We start from the raw sequence: 15,641 nt of genomic DNA, 5'->3' as shown, positions 1-15,641 counted from the left end.
CCGGAGCCCCCGGCCGCGCCGGCCGGGGGCTCCGTCCCGCACCGTCGGCTCAGCGGAGCCCGAACAGCCGCCGCCACCAGCCGGCGCGGCGCCGGGAGCGGGCGGCCGCGGGCACCGCGGGCTGCTGCGGCGGGACCGGCGGGACCTCGTACGCCTGCTCGGGGCCCGGTTGCGCGGAGGACACCGAACGCGGGGTGAACCGCACCGGCAGGGACAGCAGATGGCGCGACATGAGGGTGCCGCGCCACTGGAGCTCGTTCGCGCCGACGGCCAGCTGGAGGTCGGGCAGCCGGTCGAGCAGGACTTCGATCCCGGTGTCGGCGATGGCCCGGCCGATGTCCTGGCCCGGACACTCGTGTGCTCCGCTGCTGAACGCCAGGTGGGAGCGGTTGCCGAAGACGGAGACGCTGCGGTCGGGGCGGATCTGCGGGTCGGCGTTGCCCGCGGCCAGGCCGAGCAGGAGCATGTCGCCGGCCTTGATCTGCTGGCCGGCGAGTTCGGTGTCCCCGGTGGCCCAGCGCCCGATGACCGTGTTGATCGGAGGGTCGTCCCACAGCACCTGCTCCAGCGCGTCGGGCAGGGTCATCTGCCCTCCCGAGAGACTCGCCCGGAACCGCGGGTCGGTCAGTACGGTCCGCAGGGTGTTGGCGATCAGGTTGGCGGTGGTCTCGTACGCCGCGATCAGCACGACGCGCAGGTGCATGAGCACCTCGGTGTCGGTCAGGGCCGCCGGGTGCTCGATCAGCCAGGAGGCGAGGTCGTGGGCAGGTTTGGCCTTGCGTTCGACGACCAGCTGCTCCAGCGTCTGGGTGACGTAGCGGTCGCTCTGGAGCGCCGTCTCGGTTCCCTGGAGCATGTCGCGTGCCGCGTTGACCAGTCTGGGCCCGTGTTCGTCGGGCGCCCCCACGAGCTGCGTCATGACCAGCATGGGGAGCTGGTCGGAGAAGGCGGACACGAGGTCGGCGTACCCGTCGCTGGCGATCCGGTCGACGAGCTGGTTGGCGAACCGTGTCACGTAGCGGCGGATGCCGCGCTTGTCGAAGCGTTCCAGGGACTCCACCACGGCTCCGCGCAGCCGCTCCTGGACGGGCCCGTCGGTGAAGTTGCACACCGGTACCCAGGAGACCATGGGGCCGAGCGGGGTGTCGGCCGGCACCCGCCCCTCGCGCATGTCGCGCCAGCCGCGGGGGTCGCGGGCGAAGCGCGACGGGGTGCGCGCCACGTCCAGGTTCTCCCGGTGGCCGAGGACCAGCCAGGCCGGCAGGTCCCCGCTGACCAGCACGGGGGCCACCGCCCCGTACTCGGCCCGCAGCTTCTCGTACAGCCCCAGGGGGTCGGCCTGGGCCTCCGGTCCGTGGAGGCGGTACAGGCCGCCCTGGGCGCGCGCCGCGTGGGCGGGGCACTCCGGCGGCGGGGTCGGGTGGGTGGTCACATTGCCTCCTGGGTTGCTGCCTGGGAGTACAGGTAGCGCATGAGGGTCAGCAGGACATCGCGGGACGAGTCCCGTCGTCTGGCGTCGCAGACGAGGATCGGTACGTCGGGGGGCAGGTCGAGGGCCTCGCGGAGCTCCTCCAGCGGATGCTCGGGGGCGCCGGGAAAGGAATTGACGGCCACGACGAAGGGGACGCCGCGCTCCTCCAGGCGGCCGATGACGTCGAAGCTGATCTCCAGCCGCCGGGTGTCGACGAGCACGACCGCCCCCAGCGCGCCCTCGAACAGACCGCGCCACAGGAACCAGAACCGCTCCTGACCGGGTGTCCCGAACAGGTACAGCACCAGCTCGTCGTTGATGCTGATGCGGCCGAAGTCCATGGCCACGGTCGTGGTCGTCTTGCGCGCCACGCCCCGGGTGTCGTCGACGCCGACGCCCGCCTTGGTCATCGTCTCCTCTGTCGTCAGCGGCTTGATCTCACTGACCGCGCCGACCATCGTGGTCTTGCCCACGCCGAAACCGCCGACGATGACGACTTTGACGGCGGCCGCGGCGGTCTGCGGGAGTATGTCCGCCTGCCGCGGCCCGGCAGGCGGCTCAGAGCTTCTGAAGTCCATCGATCACTGCCTCGATCAGAGCTAGGTCGGGGAGCTGGGCGGCGGGGACGGGCGGGCGGACGTACACGAACCGGCCCGCGATCAGGTCCCCGATCAGCACGGTCACGGCACTCACGGGCAGGCCCGCGTACGCGGCGATCTCGGCCACCGACAGCGGTGCCCGGCACATCCGCAGGATGGCCGCCTGCTCGGGCTGCATCCCGGGTCTCACGGGCGCCTTGGCCACGACCAGGGTCACGAGGTCGAGGGGGACGGTGGTGGAGGGTCCGCTGCGTCCGCCGGTGATGACGTAGAGCCGCTCGGGACTGCCGTCCTCCCAGCTGGTGGGGGGCTCACTCACGCCGGCTGCCCGTCGTGCCGGGGCGGACTGCTCAGGTGGTCCCCCATCCGGGTCACCAGGTTCCGCATCTGTGCACCCATCAGGCCGGCGTCGACGCCCTCGTCGGCGAGGACCGCCAGGTAGGAGCCGTCACCGGCGGCCATCAGGTAGAAGAACCCGCCGTCCATCTCGATCACGACCAGGCGCATTCTGCCCTCCGAGCGGGGCAGTTCCGCCGCCACCGCTCCGGCGAGGCTCTGCAGGCCGGCGCAGGCCGCCGCGAGACGGTCGGCCGTGTCGGTCTCGGCTCCGTACTGCGCCACGCAGAGGCCGTCCGCGGAGAGGACGATCACGTGCCGGACCTGCGGCACTCCGACGGCCAGGTCCTTGAGCATCCAGTCCATGCTGCTTCGCTGGGTCATCATCGTTCACGCCCCTTTGGTCGCTGTATCCGACGCATCCTGGGCGTCCTGGGTGGGTTGGCCGGGCGCGCCGGACAGTCCGCTGTGGAAGGCCTCCAGCCACATGCCGGGGCCCGGGTCCTCCGCCGACGGCTGCTCCACCGGCGGCCGGATGGCGGAGGTGGTGGCACGGTCCTTGCGCCGCCGCTGCGGCAGCCCGTTCGCCGTGCGCTCGTCGGCCGGCCGGCCGGCGTCGGGCGCCGGCCTGGCGGCCAAGTCCGGTGCGGGTGCGGGTGCGGGTGCCGGCGCCGACCGTGGTGCGGACACGCCGGCGGAGAGACGGCCGGCCGGGTGTTCGCGCGACGCGGGAGTGACGGCCCGGGGGCCCGAGGAGGAGCCGATGCCGTGGGCGAGACCGGTCGCCGCGGACGCCGTCGTGATCAGGTGCTGCGGGACGATGACCACGGCCCGGACGCCGCCGTACGCGGACGAGCGCAGGGACACCTGGAACCCGTACGCCTGCGCCAGCCGGCCGACCACCGCGAGGCCGAGCCTCGGTGTCTCGCCCAGGTCGTTGAGGTCGATGCCGGTCTGCGCCTGCGCCAGCATCGTCTCGGCACGCCGGCGGGCCTCCTCGCTCATGCTCAGACCGCCGTCCTCGATCTCCACGGCGATGCCCGACTGCACCTCGACGGCCGTGAGGTGGACCCGGGTGTGCGGCGGCGAGTACCGCGTGGCGTTGTCGAGCAGCTCCGCCAGGGTGTGGATCAACGGCTCCACGACCGGGCCGACGACGGCGACCTCGGTGACCGAGTGGAGCTCCACCCGCTGGTAGTCGATGATCCGTGACATCGCACCGCGCAGCACGCTGTAGAGCGTGACGGCCCTGCTCCACTGGCGGCCGGGGCGCGCCCCGCCGAGGACCGAGATGGAGTCGGCGAGCCGGCCGATCAGGGCGGTGCCGTGGTCCAGGCGCAGGAGGTCGCCGAACACGTCCGGGTTGCGGCCGTGCCGGTCCTCCATCTCCCGCATCTCGTGCGCCTGCTGGTGGACGATCGCCTGCACGCGGCGGGCGATGTTCACGAAGGCCCGCTGCGCCGAGTCGCGGAGGCTCTCCTCGTTGTCGACCGCGTCGATGACCCGGGCGAGCACGGTCTGCAGGGCGGCTCTGAACCGCGGGGTGAGGGAGGCGTCGTCGCCCCACCGGTTCCCGTGGCCCCCGCGCCCGCCCAGGGAGGTCAGGATCTCCTCGGGCAGCTCGCCCTTGCGCAGCCGCTCGATCGCCTCGGTCAGCACCACCTCGCACAGGCGCACCAGCTCGGTCTCCTGCCGGGCGAGGACGTGCTGGAGCGACGCCACCTCGACGCGCCGGGCGGTGAGCGCGCGGCCGCGCCGGATCACTTCGACGAAGGCCAGCACGGTGCACGCGGCCCCCGCGGCGATCCAGACGGTGCGCACCGGTTCCGAGGAGGAGACGAGCGCCCCCACGACGCACACGGCGGCCACGGCTGCGACCCCGGGCATCATCCGGCTCGTCGCCGCCTCCGCGTGTGCGGCTTCGGGTGGAGTGTTTTCTGGCGCCATCAGCATCCTCGAACCATCGAAAGTGGGATCTCCTGACCAGTGGGCGGGAGCATAACTACGGCCAACTGCCCGTAAGGCCGCTTTCTTTGAGGTTCATCGGACCGGAGGACCGATTACGCGCCACCGCCAGGACGGAATTCGTGCGTCGCCGAAGGCCGTCCACGGAGAGGGGCGGCGTCGGGGGAGGTCGGCGGCTTGTCGGAGCGCTACGGACTCATAAATTCGAACGAATTTCCCGCCGAATTTCGGCCACGTCCCCTTGTTGGGAAGTGGCGGCCGCAACAGAAGTACGCTAAGAACACCTTTCGCGGAGCTCGGCACGGGGCGCGGCGTGATCGGAGCGCCCGGTCTCAGCGCTGGGCCGGCCCCCACCCGCGAGGGCGGCGTGCCCGGCCTTCCGGCGGGAGGCGCCCCCGCCCGGCGCCCGGACACCTGATCCCCCGGGTCCCGGCCTACGGGCCGGATGCCCGAGGTCGCCCCGTGCTCCTCCACCGCAGCCCTCGCGGTTTCTCGATACGCCCACGACATGCGGCGGCTCGTACCCTCGAACCATGCGCGTGCTGATCGTCGAGGACGAGCCGTATAGGGCGGAGGCCATCCGCGACGGCCTGCACATCGCGCTGACCAGGAAACAGTTCGCGGTGCTCGAAGTCCCCGTCGCCGCCGAGGGCGGGGTCGTCAGCGCCGAGGAGCTGTTGGAACGGGCGTGGGACGAGAACGCCGACCCGTTCACGAACGCCGTGCGCATCACGGTCTCGGCGCTGCGCAAGCGGCTCGGCAGGCCCTGGGTGAACCAGGACCCCGGCTTCCTCGACGGCGTCTTCCCCGTCCGGTCCCGCCTCCTGCGCGCATTCGCCCCCAAGGCGGCCGCGGTCATGGTGTTCCTGCTGGTCTTCGGCCTCGTCGGAGGCCGGCTGCTCGCCGGCCGGATGCTCGCCCCCCTGACCCGCATCACGGACGCCACCCGCGCGGCCACGAAAGGCTCGCTGTCCCACCGGATCAGCCTGCCGGGACGCAAGGACGAGTTTTTCCAGCAACAGGACGCCCGACCAGTGAGCCGAGCAGTACGAGAAGTCACCGACCCCCCGCGGCAGAGCGGCGCCCGCCCCGACGGCAAGGGCCTGAGCCCGCGGATCCGCAGGGCTTTCCGCGCCCTCGCCGGCCCGGGCCCGTGGAAGCGCGGCATCGTGCTCGCGACGCTTGCGGTGCTCCTCGGCCTGCTCATGGCACTGCACTCCGAGATCACGGACTTCGGCGGCCTCGGCTCACTGGTGGAGACCCTGCTGCCGTGGTGCGGTGCGTTCGTCCCGCTGCTGCTCGCCGCCGCGCTGTGGCGACGGTCCGCCACGGCCGTGGTGGCGCTGCTCCTGCCGGCCGTGGTGTGGGTGAGCCTCTTCGGCGGGCTGCTCACCGACAAGTCCCGGGCGGGCACCGAGCTCACCGTGGCCAGTCACAACGTAGGCGCCGAGAACCCCGACCCGGCCGGCACCGCACGCGCCCTCGCCGCCTCCGGTGCGGAACTGCTGGCGCTGGAGGAGCTGACCGACCAGGCCCGCGGCACGTACGAGAAGGAGCTCGCGAAAACGTATCCGCACCACGCGGTCGAGGGCACGGTCGGACTGTGGAGCAAGCTGCCCCTGTCGGACATCCGGGCGGTCGACGTGCTGCGCGGCGACGCCGGCCCCCTGGCGCGGCAGCGACGGCCCGAGGAGGTGCCCGTCGAGCCGGCCCGTGCGCTGCGCGCCACGGTCGCCACGGACCGAGGGCCGCTCGCGGTGTACGTGGTGCACCTGGGATCGGTGCGCGTGATGCCCAGGGGCGGCTTCCGGACGGACTCTCGGGACAGCGGCGCGGCGAAGCTCACCGAGGCCGTCGCCGCCGACCGCAGCGAGCGGATGGTGGTGCTCGGCGACATGAACGGCACCACGGACGACCGCACGTTCGCCGGACTCACCTCGCAGCTGCGCTCGGTCCAGAAGGAGGCCGGTGACGGCTTCGGCTTCAGCTGGCCGGCGTCGTTCCCGATGGTGCGGATCGACCAGATCCTGGTCAGGGGAGTGGAGCCGAAGAGCTCACGGGTGCTGCCGGAGACCGCAAGCGATCATCTGCCGGTGGCGGCCGGGATCAGCTGGTGAACCCCCCTTCGGCACGGACCCGGTGCTGATGGGGCACCGGTCGTGGGCCGGTCGAGCGAAGTCCCGCTCATCCGGACCGGTCCGGCTCGACGTGTGCCGGACGGCTGGACAGGGTGGAGATCCGTCTGCGGGAAGCCGTGCACGCGTAGTCCCGCCTCACTGATGGGAGCGTCCATGCGCGGTCTCTTGCGCACCGCCAGGAAGGCAGGCCTCGTCCTGGCCCTGCTGGGCCTGACTCTGTCCGTCGCCTCACCCCCTGCCGCGGCCGATGACCGACGGACCGTTGTGCTGCCCCTCAGCGGCACCTTCCGCACGTTCGGCTCGGAGCCGATCGACGTCACCGGCAGCATCAGCATCCGGGTCGTCACCGAAACGGCGCAGGGGGGCGGGGGCACGGCCCGGGTGACGAGCACCTTGCTGCGCACCACCGGCGTCGGCCAGGTCAGCGGCGGTCTCTACCGCTTCGTCGGCAGTGACACCAACATCGCCGCCTACCCGCCTGACCCCATCATCCCGCTGACCTTCCACCCGCGCTTCTACAACGTCTGGCCGCCGGACCCGGTCATTCCGATCGTCCCGCCGCACCCGATCCAGCCCGTCATCGTCGACGTGTCGCTCGCCCCGGGCGGGACCATCACCCACATCGGCGCGCTGATCGACCCGGGCTCGGTCGACAGCCCCTGAGACCAGCCCCAGCGCATGCTCCGACGGCCCGGCCTCCCGCGCAGGGGGAGGCCGGGCCGTCGTGCCGGGATCCCCCGATCAGGGGGTGTCGATGGTGTGAGGGCGGGCACACGCTCTTGCATGTCCGGACACCAGGAGCGTCCCGTGAGCATGCCGTCCAGCCCGGCGCCGGCCGGTGATCCGCCGTCGCCCGGCCGCCGGGCCAGGCACGGACGCGGGGGAAGACTCGTCGGCCGCCTGCGCCGGCGGTTCCTCGCCTACCGGGAAGTCGAGTTCCTGTCCACGCACATCCCCGGTGACCCCGGTCCGGGCGAGGAATGCCTCCTGCTGGTCCATGTCCGCAAGGTCGTCGGCCGGGTCCACTACCGGCTGTGCCGGGACTGCGCCGATGCGGTCATCACGGGCATCGTGATCGACGAACGCTTCCTGTCGACCGGTCTCGGAACCCGTGCGCTGTCGCACCTGCGCTCCCGTCACCCGGGGGTTTCCTGGCGCAGTACGTTGGGTCTGCGGACGACGCGTGACCTTCTGCGCCGCATGCGGGTGCCGGTGATGACCGCCGATGCGCAGTGCCCGCACGTGCAGCCTGCGCAAGCGCTGGTGAGAGATCGCTGACTCCGGGGTCAGGCCGAGCCCCCTGCGCGACCTGCGATCACCTGTCGACGGCGTCGGCCACCTGGTTCCAGTTGTCCAGGTCCGCGGTGCGGGCCTCCAGGGCGGTGCGCATGCCGGTGGCGCTGGAGGTGCCGAGAGCCAGGCGCAGCGGGGGGTTCCGGCTGTCGACCGCGGTGCGGACGCCTTCTGCGATCCGGGCTGCGGAGGAGAACGCGGACGGGGGCAGTTCTCCGATGCTCTTCTGGACCTCGCGGACGGTCCGGTCGTAGTCGTCGAGGCCGGCGGCGACGTCGAGGTTGGACAGGAAGGGGGTGGCGGTCATTCCGGGCTGGATGAGCGTGACATGGATGCCGAGCGGTGCGACCTCGGCCACCAGCGCGTCCGACAGTCCCTCGACCGCGTACTTGGTCGCGGCCAGCAGCCCCACGCCGGGGTGGGCGGACTGCCCGTAGACCGACGAGCCCTGGAGGATGTGTCCGGATCGCTGGGAGCGGAGTACCGGCAGCGTCGCGCGGAGCACGTTGAGCACGCCGAAGACGTTGGTGTCGAACACGGCGCGGGCCTGCGTGTCGGAGGCTTCCTCGACGGCTCCGAAGAGCCCGTAGCCGGCGTTGTTGGCCACCACGTCGATGCGGCCGAACCGCGAGAGCGTGCGTTCCACCGCTTCCCGGACGGCCTGCTCGTCACGTACGTCCGCCCGGATGGGGAGCAGGCGGTCGCCGTGCGCTTCGGCCAGTTCTTCCAGGGGAGAGGTGTCGCGGGCGATCGCCGAGACGACCTCGCCGTTCTCCAGTGCCTGGAGGGTCAGTTCGCGACCGATGCCGGAGGTCGCGCCGGTGATGAGCCATATGCGGGGACTGGTCTGCTGGTTCACTGTTCCGTTCATGTTGCGACCGTAAGCGCTTAGCTCGTAACGAGTCAAGCAAAGTCGCCTAGCCCGTTGCCCATTAGGCGACTTAGCGGCTCTTCTCGCTGATGTACGATGACGGCATGAGCAGTGCTGCAGCCGGATCTTCGAAACCCAGTCCTCGCACCGTCATGCCGGTGGTGGAGACCGTGCTCGCCTTCGTCAACACGCGCGCGGACGGAAGCGGTCGGCGAGAGCTGTTCGAGGACGGGCACTCGTTCGCGGCCTGGCTCGCGGAGCGCGACGAGTTCGGCGGTGAAGCGGTGGCGACCGATGCCGACGCCGCGGCCGCACGCGAGCTGCGTGACGCCCTGATGACCCTGCTGCTCGCGCACTCGGGCGATGAGGAGAGCCTGGGAGAGCCGCTCCGGCGCGCCGAACAGCACCTGCGGCGCGCAGGTGCGCTCTACCCCCTGGCGACGGTGGTCACGGCCGATGGTGTCGAGCTGGCGTCGCCGCAGGCAGGGGTGCCGCGGGTGTTCGGGACCGTTCTGGCCGCGGTGACGACCTTCGCGCAGTCCGGCGACTGGGGACGCGTCAAGGCGTGCCGCAACCCCCCGTGCCATTTCGGCTTCTTCGACCGCACCCGCAACGGGGCGGGGCTTTACTGCAGTACCGGCTGCGGCTCCCAGGTGTCCATGCGCAACTACCGCCGGCGGCAGCGCCGGGAGGGTGAAGCACCGCCCGAGGCGTGAGGCCGGCCCGCGCGACGCGGGCGGAGCGGCCGGGGAAGGCCCGGTCCAGCCCGGCCCGAACCACAGCCGCGTCGGATACCTGAACGGATCAGGCCACGGGCGCAGGCCGAGGGGCATAGAGTGCGGTGGGGAGCGGTCGGGCGCAGGGGTTTGCCCGGACGCGTGTGAGGGGGACCCGGTGAACGACGCATCTGACCACTTCCCCGCAGGCTTACCCGCCGACGCCGGTGACGTACTGGACACCTACCTGCAGGCGCTGGCCTCGAGGTGTGGACGCGCCGAGTTCGAAGCGGTCATCGCTGCTGTCCGGGACACCTGCGGCATGCTCTCGGACGGACATCCGGCCGTCTTCGCCGGCCCCGACGGCGGCAGCTTCCCTCCGAACCTCCAGCGCGAGTACCTGGCGCTTCTCGCGGTGCTGATGACCGGCCGAACGGACTTGAAGATCATCAAGGTGCCGTCCCCGGACGGACAGCCCGGCTGGGCGGTGGTCGAACCCGACATCGCCGAAGACCCCCGGGCCGCCGACGCCGTCCGCCGCCGCGTGGCCGCAGCGGAAGCCGACCGAATCCGCGCCGCCGACACACTGACCGCCCTGTTCACCCCGGAGCCCTGACCACGTTCCGCGCGACGCCCCGTCGCGCAGCCGACCATCCCGGCCCCCGACGGTCGACCATTCCCCTCAGGGCATGTTGGTGAGCGGCCAGGGGTTCCGGGCGTTGCGTCGGATCGCCGCCCGTATGTGGACCATGGCCAGGATGGCGCTCATGTGGGTCTTGCCCTTGGTGTACCGGACGTGGTCCTTGCAGAAGCAGCGGGCGTTCTCGGGATGCCCCTCACGGTCGAGCGGGGGCTCTATCGCACGGAAGTGCACGAGCGTGAAGGCCCTGTAGTCGTGGTCCCTGAGGGAGGCGCCGCAGATCACACAGCGTGGGGGCATCACGGCTCAGCAGGGCAGGACTTCGTGCGGGGTCGGATGAAGCGGCGCGGTGTGGCGTCGACTTCGCCGGGGAAACAGGCCCGCAAAAAACAAGGGCAAGGAGAGCACTCTCCTTGCCACTCTCAAGCTATAGCGCACTGGGGGGCTTGCCGCAAGACCCCCGTCACAGCGCAGAATCATCGGCCGAAGCCATGAACTGCGAAGAATGAGGCCTGGAGTGCGCGTTTTGTCGTTGTCGACGTACGGGGTGAACGGCCTTGCCGGGCCAGTGAGAGGGCCGGCCGGGGACGTGCGACCACAGGCGCTCGGAGCACAGCAGCCCGGCCGCACGTCGGTGCACCGCACGAGCACAGCAGTCCCGGAGGGATCGCGATGATCGAACAGTACGTGCTGGATCTGCAAGAGGCCGAGGCGGCGCAGGTAGCCGTCGTCGGAGGCAAGGCCGCGCACCTGGGCGGGCTGTCGCGGATCGACGGCATCCGCGTACCGGAGGGCTTCTGCGTGACGACGGACGCCTTCCGGCGGATCCTGGCGGAAGCACCGGCGGTCGAGGACGGGATCGACCGGTTGTCGCGTCTGGACCCGGGCGACCGGGAGGCCGTCCGCACGCTCAGCGGGGAGGTTCGCCGGGCCATCGAGGGGATCCCCGTACCGGACGATGTCGCCGTGTCGATCACCGACGCACTCACCCGGTTCGGCGAGGGCGCCGCCTACGCCGTACGGTCCAGCGCGACGGCAGAGGACCTGCCGACCGCCTCCTTCGCCGGCCAGCAGGACACGTACCTGAACGTCGTGGGGCCGACGGCAGTCCTGCGGCACGTCAGCCGGTGCTGGGCCTCGCTGTTCACCGAGCGGGCCGTGACGTATCGCCGGAGCAACGGCATCGACCACCGCTCCGTCCGGATGGCCGTGGTCGTACAGCGGATGGTCTTCCCGCACGCGGCCGGTGTCCTGTTCACGGCCGACCCCGTCACGGGCGATCGGAAGGTCGCCACCGTGGACGCCGGCTTCGGCCTCGGCGAGGCCCTGGTGTCCGGCCTGGTGAACCCCGACGTCTTCAGGGTGCGGGACGGCCACGTCGTCGCCAAGACGATCACCGCCAAGCAGCGTGCCGTCCACGCCCTGCCGGCCGGCGGTACGCAGGAGGTGGCGATCGACGTACAGCGGCAGGAGCAGCCGGCGTTGACGGACGCACAGGTCGTGCGGCTCGTCCGGCTCGGGCGGCGGATCGAAGCGCACTTCGGCCGCCCGCAGGACATCGAATGGTGCCTGGTCGACGACGACTTCCAGATCGTCCAGAGCCGGCCGATCACCGCCCTCTTCCCCGTCCCCGTCCCCGATCCCGGGAGCGGCGACCAGGAGAACCGCGTCTACGTCTCCGTCGGCCACCAGCAGATGATGACCGACCCCATGAAGCCCCTGGGGCTCTCCATCTGGCAGCTGACGGCCATGGCGCCGATGCACGAGGCCGGCGGGAGGCTGTTCGTCGACGTCACCCCGCGCCTGGCCTCGCCCGCGAGCCGCGCCGGCCTCCTGGACATCATCGGCAGAGGCGATCCGCTGGTCAGGGATGCCCTGGAGACCCTCCTCGACCGCGACGGCTTCCTCCCGTCGCTGCCCGAGCTCCCCGATGCGGCTCCCGGCGGGCCGCCGGCCGGCCGTGCGCCCGCCCCGCTCGAGACCGATCCGGCCGTCGTCACCGAGCTGGTCGAGCGCAGCCGTCAGTCCCTCGCCGCCCTGGAGCAGGACATCCGGACGAAGAGCGGACCGGCGTTGTTCGACTTCCTGCTGGAGGCCTTCCAGGAACACAAGCGGCTTCTCAGCGATCCCCAGAGCCTCCAGGCCATCATGGCGGGGATGGAAGCCACCTGGTGGCTGAACGACAACCTGCTGGAGTGGCTGGGCGAGAAGAACGCGGCCGACACGCTGACGCTGTCCGCCCCCGGCAACGTCACGTCGGAGATGGGACTGGCACTGCTCGACGTCGCGGACGTGGTCCGCCCACGACCGGAGGTGGTGGCGTTCCTGCAGGGCGTCGAGGACGACGACGACGGCTTCCTGGACGAGCTGGCGAAGCTCGCGGGCGGGTCCGAAGCGCGCGACGCCATCGAGGACTACCTCACCCGGTACGGCATGCGCTGCGTCGGCGAGATCGACATCACGCGACCGCGTTGGCGCGAGCGCCCCGCCACGCTCCTGCCCGTGATCCTCGACAACGTCAGGAACTTCGAGCCGGGCGCCGCCGCACAGCGCTTCGAGCAAGGGCTGCGGAGGGCGCAGGAGAAGGAACGGGAAGTCCTGTCGCGCCTGCGGGTACTGCCGGACGGTGACCGGAAGGCTGACGAGACCAAGCGGATGATCGACCGGGTCAGAACCTTCATCGGCTACCGGGAGTACCCGAAGTACGCCATCGTCAGCCGCTCCTTCGTCTACAAACAGGCGCTGATGGAGGAGGCCGAGCGACTCGTGCAGGCCGGCGTGCTCCCCGAGAGGGAGGACGCCTTCTACCTCACGTTCCAGGAGCTGCACGACGTCGTACGCTCGCACCGGGCGGACGAGCGGCTCATCCGGCTGCGCAAGGACGCGTTCCGGTCGTACCAGGCGCTCACACCGCCCCGCGTCCTCACATCGGACGGTGAGGCCCTCACCGGGGCGTACCGGCGCGACGACGTGCCGGCCGGAGCCCTCGTCGGCCTCCCGGTTTCCGCGGGGACCGTCGAGGGACGGGCCCGGGTCATCCTCGACATGTCCGAGGCCGATCTCGAGGCCGGCGACATCCTGGTCACGGTCTTCACGGACCCCAGCTGGTCACCGCTGTTCGTCGGCATCGCGGGCATGGTGACGGAGGTGGGCGGGCTGATGACGCATGGCGCGGTGATCGCGCGGGAGTACGGCCTGCCGGCTGTCGTGGGCGTCGAACGGGCCACCCGCCTGATCCGGGACGGACAGCGGATCCGCGTCCACGGAACCGACGGCTACGTCGAGATCCTGGACTGACCCCTCGCATGCCGGGCCGGCCCGGACAACCGGCGACCAACCAGTGCCGGTGCCCATCCCGCGACGGCGGGGGCTCCCACCGGCAGCCCCAGGCCCGGAAATGAAAGGAGCGTCACGGGGTACCGGGGAGAGGGGCAAGCGGGCCGGGGCGGACCGGCCCGGCCGGACCGAGAACGGAAGGCGCACCACGGATGACGCAGGACACCACGCTGGGCGAAGCGCACGAGCCGACCCCCGAGGAGCACGCCGCCGTCGACCGCGTGCGCCGCCGGGCCACGGGGATGACGCACCACCAGGCCGCCGAAGCGCTGGAAGCCCTGGAGGAGACCGCGGGCGACGACCCGTCGGCCGCCGACACGGGCTCCCGCGCGGAGGTGGCGGAGTGGCAGCGCATCACGGACCTCCTCTACGACCACGGCGGCCCCTACACCCCGGACAGCGATGCGTACGTCCAAGGCCAGCTCACCGCCCGCGAAAACCGGAACACCACCCCCTGAGCCCGCCCCGCGCCGAAGGACGAACCGTGCCCGCCTCGGGCTGCTGACAGGTTTCGGGGCGCTCGACTGCCACGACAAGAGCGCCACCCGCCTGGTCACCGAATCCGGCAGAACCACCGATGTCAGTACCAGGTGGCAGGCTCTGCCCCATGAACAGACAGCAGTTCTGGCAGCTCGTTGAGGCAGCCCGCCATCAGGCGTCCAACCCGAACGACGGCGGAGCGGTCGCTCGCAAGGCGACCGCGCTGCTGGCCTCCCGGCCGGTGGAGGAGATCGTCGCCGCTGAGCAGGTGCTGTGGGACTTGATGGTTGCTTCCTATACCAATCCTCTGTGGGCCGCTGCCTACATCGCCAACGGTGGGTGCTCTGATGACGGCTTCGACTACTTCCGCGGCTGGCTGATCGCTCAGGGCCGGGAAGTCTTCGAGCGCGCAGTTGCTGACCCCGATGCCCTGGCAGAACTGCCGATCGTGCGCGCCTCCGCGGCCACGGGCGCCGACCTGGAGGGTGAGGACATGCTGGGCATCGCCTGGCACGCGCACCTCGCGGCGACCGGTGAGCAACTCCCCGCCAGCCCCACCACCATCCGCTTTCCGGAGCTGGACCCCACCTGGAACTTCGATTTCGCTGACCACAGCGAAATGACTCGCCGACTGCCCCGCTTGGCAGCTCTCTATAGGGAGTAAGTGGAAATCGCAGTCACGTTCCTTGGCTTAGTGCTCGTCGTTGCCCGCGCAAGAGGACCCCGGGGTCATCCGGTCCTGCGTAGCCCTCGGGTGTGTAGCGAAGGTGCACGTCCATCGCCTCCTCATACGCGATCAGGTCCCTTTCCAGGGCCGACAGGTCCCTCCCGACCAGCGGCAGTCCGTCGAACGCGACCTGGGGACCCTTTACGGCGTCGGCAGCGATACAGAACAGCCCTGCGGCTCGGCTCACGTAGGCCGCGACAGCAGGCGCAGAGGAAGTTACCTCACGACGGTGGACTTCGATCCTCCAAGTCGGCGAGAAGAGCGGGTAGCCCCGTGCACAATCGCTGACCTGCGTCCGTCCGTACATCTCTGCCGCCTCGACCACTTCGTCGACGGTCATACCGAACCGGAGCGGCCCGACGCCCGCTGCCGGCGAATAAGACCACCGCAATCAGCCGGGATGCTGCTCCAGCGGAGTCGAAGCGCGTGGCCCGAGCTGATGTGGGTCCCGGTTATCGCGCCGAGCCGGGAAGGGCGGGGGAGGGGGCGAAGTGGAGCTTCTGGGGGCCCTTCCCGTCACCGTTCCAGTCGAGGAAGAGGATCACGTCGGTGTAGACGCGGTACCGCCCGGGCCAGTGGGAGGAGTAGGAGGCCGGGGTGATGGATCCGTCCTTCGCCTTGTTCAGCCGCTCGGCCAGATCGGTGCGCCTGGTGACGGCGAGGCCGCCACCGGTGACCATCGCGGTGACTTCGGCGTTCGTGCCGGTGGGGTGGAAGATGAGGCCGGGTTGGGTGGAGGCTGCCGGCAGATCCCAGCTGATCGTCGCCCAGTGCCGGATGTTCGCCCCGGATTCCGTGACGCAGGCCTTGACGGTGAAGCTCCAGTTGTCGGGCCAAGGCCCGCTGTAGGCGGGGTTGTCGACGGTCTTGGACGACACCTTGCAGCGCTCCGCCGCGTGCGCGGGGCTCATCCCCGTGGCAGCCGCGGTGACGAAGGCAGCCACCAGTACGGCCGCGAGCCGGCGGGCGGGAGATGTACTGAGCATGAGCGTGCCTCCGTTGGTCGCGTGCCCAGGACAACGAGGCGGCGCGGGCGAGGAAGCGTGCCGGCAAGGGTGGTGCGCCAAAA

17 protein-coding genes and 1 pseudogene are annotated in these 15,641 nt (G+C 71.0%); 9 read left to right on the top strand and 9 right to left on the bottom strand.

Going from position 1 to position 15,641, the window contains the following annotated elements; translation table 11 throughout:
* Nucleotides 1–49: 49 nt before the first annotated feature.
* From ACZ501_RS30655 to ACZ501_RS30635, 5 genes are read right to left on the bottom strand one after another with little or no spacing between them, the layout of a single operon-like run.
* Nucleotides 50–1,432 (bottom strand): cytochrome P450, encoded by a 1,383-nt coding sequence (locus tag ACZ501_RS30655; protein ID WP_468799793.1) that lies wholly within the window; start codon nucleotides 1,430–1,432, stop codon nucleotides 50–52.
* Nucleotides 1,429–2,049, bottom strand: a complete 621-nt coding sequence (locus ACZ501_RS30650) for a GTP-binding protein (protein ID WP_361606484.1) — start codon at nucleotides 2,047–2,049, stop codon at nucleotides 1,429–1,431. Before ACZ501_RS30650 ends, ACZ501_RS30655 begins: the two co-directional genes overlap by 4 nt.
* Nucleotides 2,030–2,389: a DUF742 domain-containing protein gene (locus tag ACZ501_RS30645; RefSeq protein ID WP_361606487.1), complete on the bottom strand. Its 360-nt coding sequence runs from the start codon at nucleotides 2,387–2,389 to the stop codon at nucleotides 2,030–2,032. The genes ACZ501_RS30650 and ACZ501_RS30645 overlap by 20 nt, the downstream gene beginning before the upstream one ends.
* Nucleotides 2,386–2,793: a roadblock/LC7 domain-containing protein gene (locus tag ACZ501_RS30640; RefSeq protein WP_361606490.1), complete on the bottom strand. Its 408-nt coding sequence runs from the start codon at nucleotides 2,791–2,793 to the stop codon at nucleotides 2,386–2,388. Before ACZ501_RS30640 ends, ACZ501_RS30645 begins: the two co-directional genes overlap by 4 nt.
* A gap of 3 nt (nucleotides 2,794–2,796) precedes the next feature.
* Nucleotides 2,797–4,353: a sensor histidine kinase gene (locus ACZ501_RS30635; RefSeq protein WP_468799791.1), complete on the bottom strand. Its 1,557-nt coding sequence runs from the start codon at nucleotides 4,351–4,353 to the stop codon at nucleotides 2,797–2,799.
* A 551-nt stretch (nucleotides 4,354–4,904) separates the two neighbouring features.
* Here ACZ501_RS30635 and ACZ501_RS30630 point away from each other — a divergent pair.
* The 4 genes and pseudogenes from ACZ501_RS30630 to ACZ501_RS30615 all read left to right on the top strand — a co-directional run.
* Nucleotides 4,905–5,123: pseudogene (locus ACZ501_RS30630) on the top strand (winged helix-turn-helix domain-containing protein); the annotation flags it as partial.
* A gap of 282 nt (nucleotides 5,124–5,405) precedes the next feature.
* Nucleotides 5,406–6,488, top strand: coding sequence for an endonuclease/exonuclease/phosphatase family protein (locus ACZ501_RS30625; protein WP_468799924.1), 1,083 nt, complete (start codon nucleotides 5,406–5,408; stop codon nucleotides 6,486–6,488).
* A 174-nt stretch (nucleotides 6,489–6,662) separates the two neighbouring features.
* A complete protein-coding gene (locus ACZ501_RS30620; RefSeq protein WP_468799789.1) occupies nucleotides 6,663–7,172 on the top strand; it encodes a hypothetical protein in 510 nt (169 codons plus the stop codon).
* Nucleotides 7,173–7,322: 150 nt separating this feature from the next.
* Nucleotides 7,323–7,787 (top strand): hypothetical protein, encoded by a 465-nt coding sequence (locus ACZ501_RS30615; protein ID WP_361606520.1) that lies wholly within the window; start codon nucleotides 7,323–7,325, stop codon nucleotides 7,785–7,787.
* Between the two features lie 37 nt (nucleotides 7,788–7,824).
* Here the strand turns inward: ACZ501_RS30615 and ACZ501_RS30610 are convergent, their stop codons facing one another.
* Nucleotides 7,825–8,673, bottom strand: a complete 849-nt coding sequence (locus ACZ501_RS30610; protein WP_468799787.1) for an SDR family NAD(P)-dependent oxidoreductase — start codon at nucleotides 8,671–8,673, stop codon at nucleotides 7,825–7,827.
* Nucleotides 8,674–8,777: 104 nt separating this feature from the next.
* Between ACZ501_RS30610 and ACZ501_RS30605 the strand changes: the two genes are divergently transcribed.
* Together ACZ501_RS30605 and ACZ501_RS30600 are read left to right on the top strand one after the other, a co-directional pair.
* Complete coding sequence (locus ACZ501_RS30605; RefSeq protein ID WP_468799785.1) at nucleotides 8,778–9,389, top strand: CGNR zinc finger domain-containing protein; 612 nt, start codon at nucleotides 8,778–8,780, stop codon at nucleotides 9,387–9,389.
* A 178-nt stretch (nucleotides 9,390–9,567) separates the two neighbouring features.
* Nucleotides 9,568–10,005, top strand: a complete 438-nt coding sequence (locus tag ACZ501_RS30600; RefSeq protein WP_361606508.1) for a hypothetical protein — start codon at nucleotides 9,568–9,570, stop codon at nucleotides 10,003–10,005.
* A gap of 66 nt (nucleotides 10,006–10,071) precedes the next feature.
* Here the strand turns inward: ACZ501_RS30600 and ACZ501_RS30595 are convergent, their stop codons facing one another.
* Nucleotides 10,072–10,329 (bottom strand): hypothetical protein, encoded by a 258-nt coding sequence (locus tag ACZ501_RS30595; protein WP_468799783.1) that lies wholly within the window; start codon nucleotides 10,327–10,329, stop codon nucleotides 10,072–10,074.
* Nucleotides 10,330–10,701: 372 nt separating this feature from the next.
* Between ACZ501_RS30595 and rph the strand changes: the two genes are divergently transcribed.
* From rph to ACZ501_RS30580, 3 genes are all read left to right on the top strand, one after another.
* A complete protein-coding gene (gene rph / locus ACZ501_RS30590; RefSeq protein WP_468799781.1) occupies nucleotides 10,702–13,326 on the top strand; it encodes a rifamycin-inactivating phosphotransferase in 2,625 nt (874 codons plus the stop codon).
* 191 nt (nucleotides 13,327–13,517) lie between these two features.
* Entirely contained in the window at nucleotides 13,518–13,823 is a 306-nt protein-coding gene (locus tag ACZ501_RS30585) for a hypothetical protein (RefSeq protein WP_468799779.1), read from the top strand.
* Between the two features lie 149 nt (nucleotides 13,824–13,972).
* Complete coding sequence (locus tag ACZ501_RS30580) at nucleotides 13,973–14,509, top strand: DUF4240 domain-containing protein (RefSeq protein WP_468799777.1); 537 nt, start codon at nucleotides 13,973–13,975, stop codon at nucleotides 14,507–14,509.
* A 13-nt stretch (nucleotides 14,510–14,522) separates the two neighbouring features.
* On the opposite strand, the gene ACZ501_RS30575 is transcribed toward ACZ501_RS30580, so the two are convergent.
* Both ACZ501_RS30575 and ACZ501_RS30570 read right to left on the bottom strand, forming a co-directional pair.
* Nucleotides 14,523–14,912, bottom strand: coding sequence for a hypothetical protein (locus ACZ501_RS30575; RefSeq protein ID WP_468799775.1), 390 nt, complete (start codon nucleotides 14,910–14,912; stop codon nucleotides 14,523–14,525).
* A gap of 112 nt (nucleotides 14,913–15,024) precedes the next feature.
* Entirely contained in the window at nucleotides 15,025–15,558 is a 534-nt protein-coding gene (locus ACZ501_RS30570) for a hypothetical protein (RefSeq protein WP_468799773.1), read from the bottom strand.
* Nucleotides 15,559–15,641 lie beyond the last annotated feature (83 nt).

It is taken from the genome of Streptomyces sp. NPDC034085 (assembly GCF_055575555.1).
Note: the sequence above shows the minus strand (reverse complement) of the source record. Positions and strands in the feature narration are given on the sequence as shown.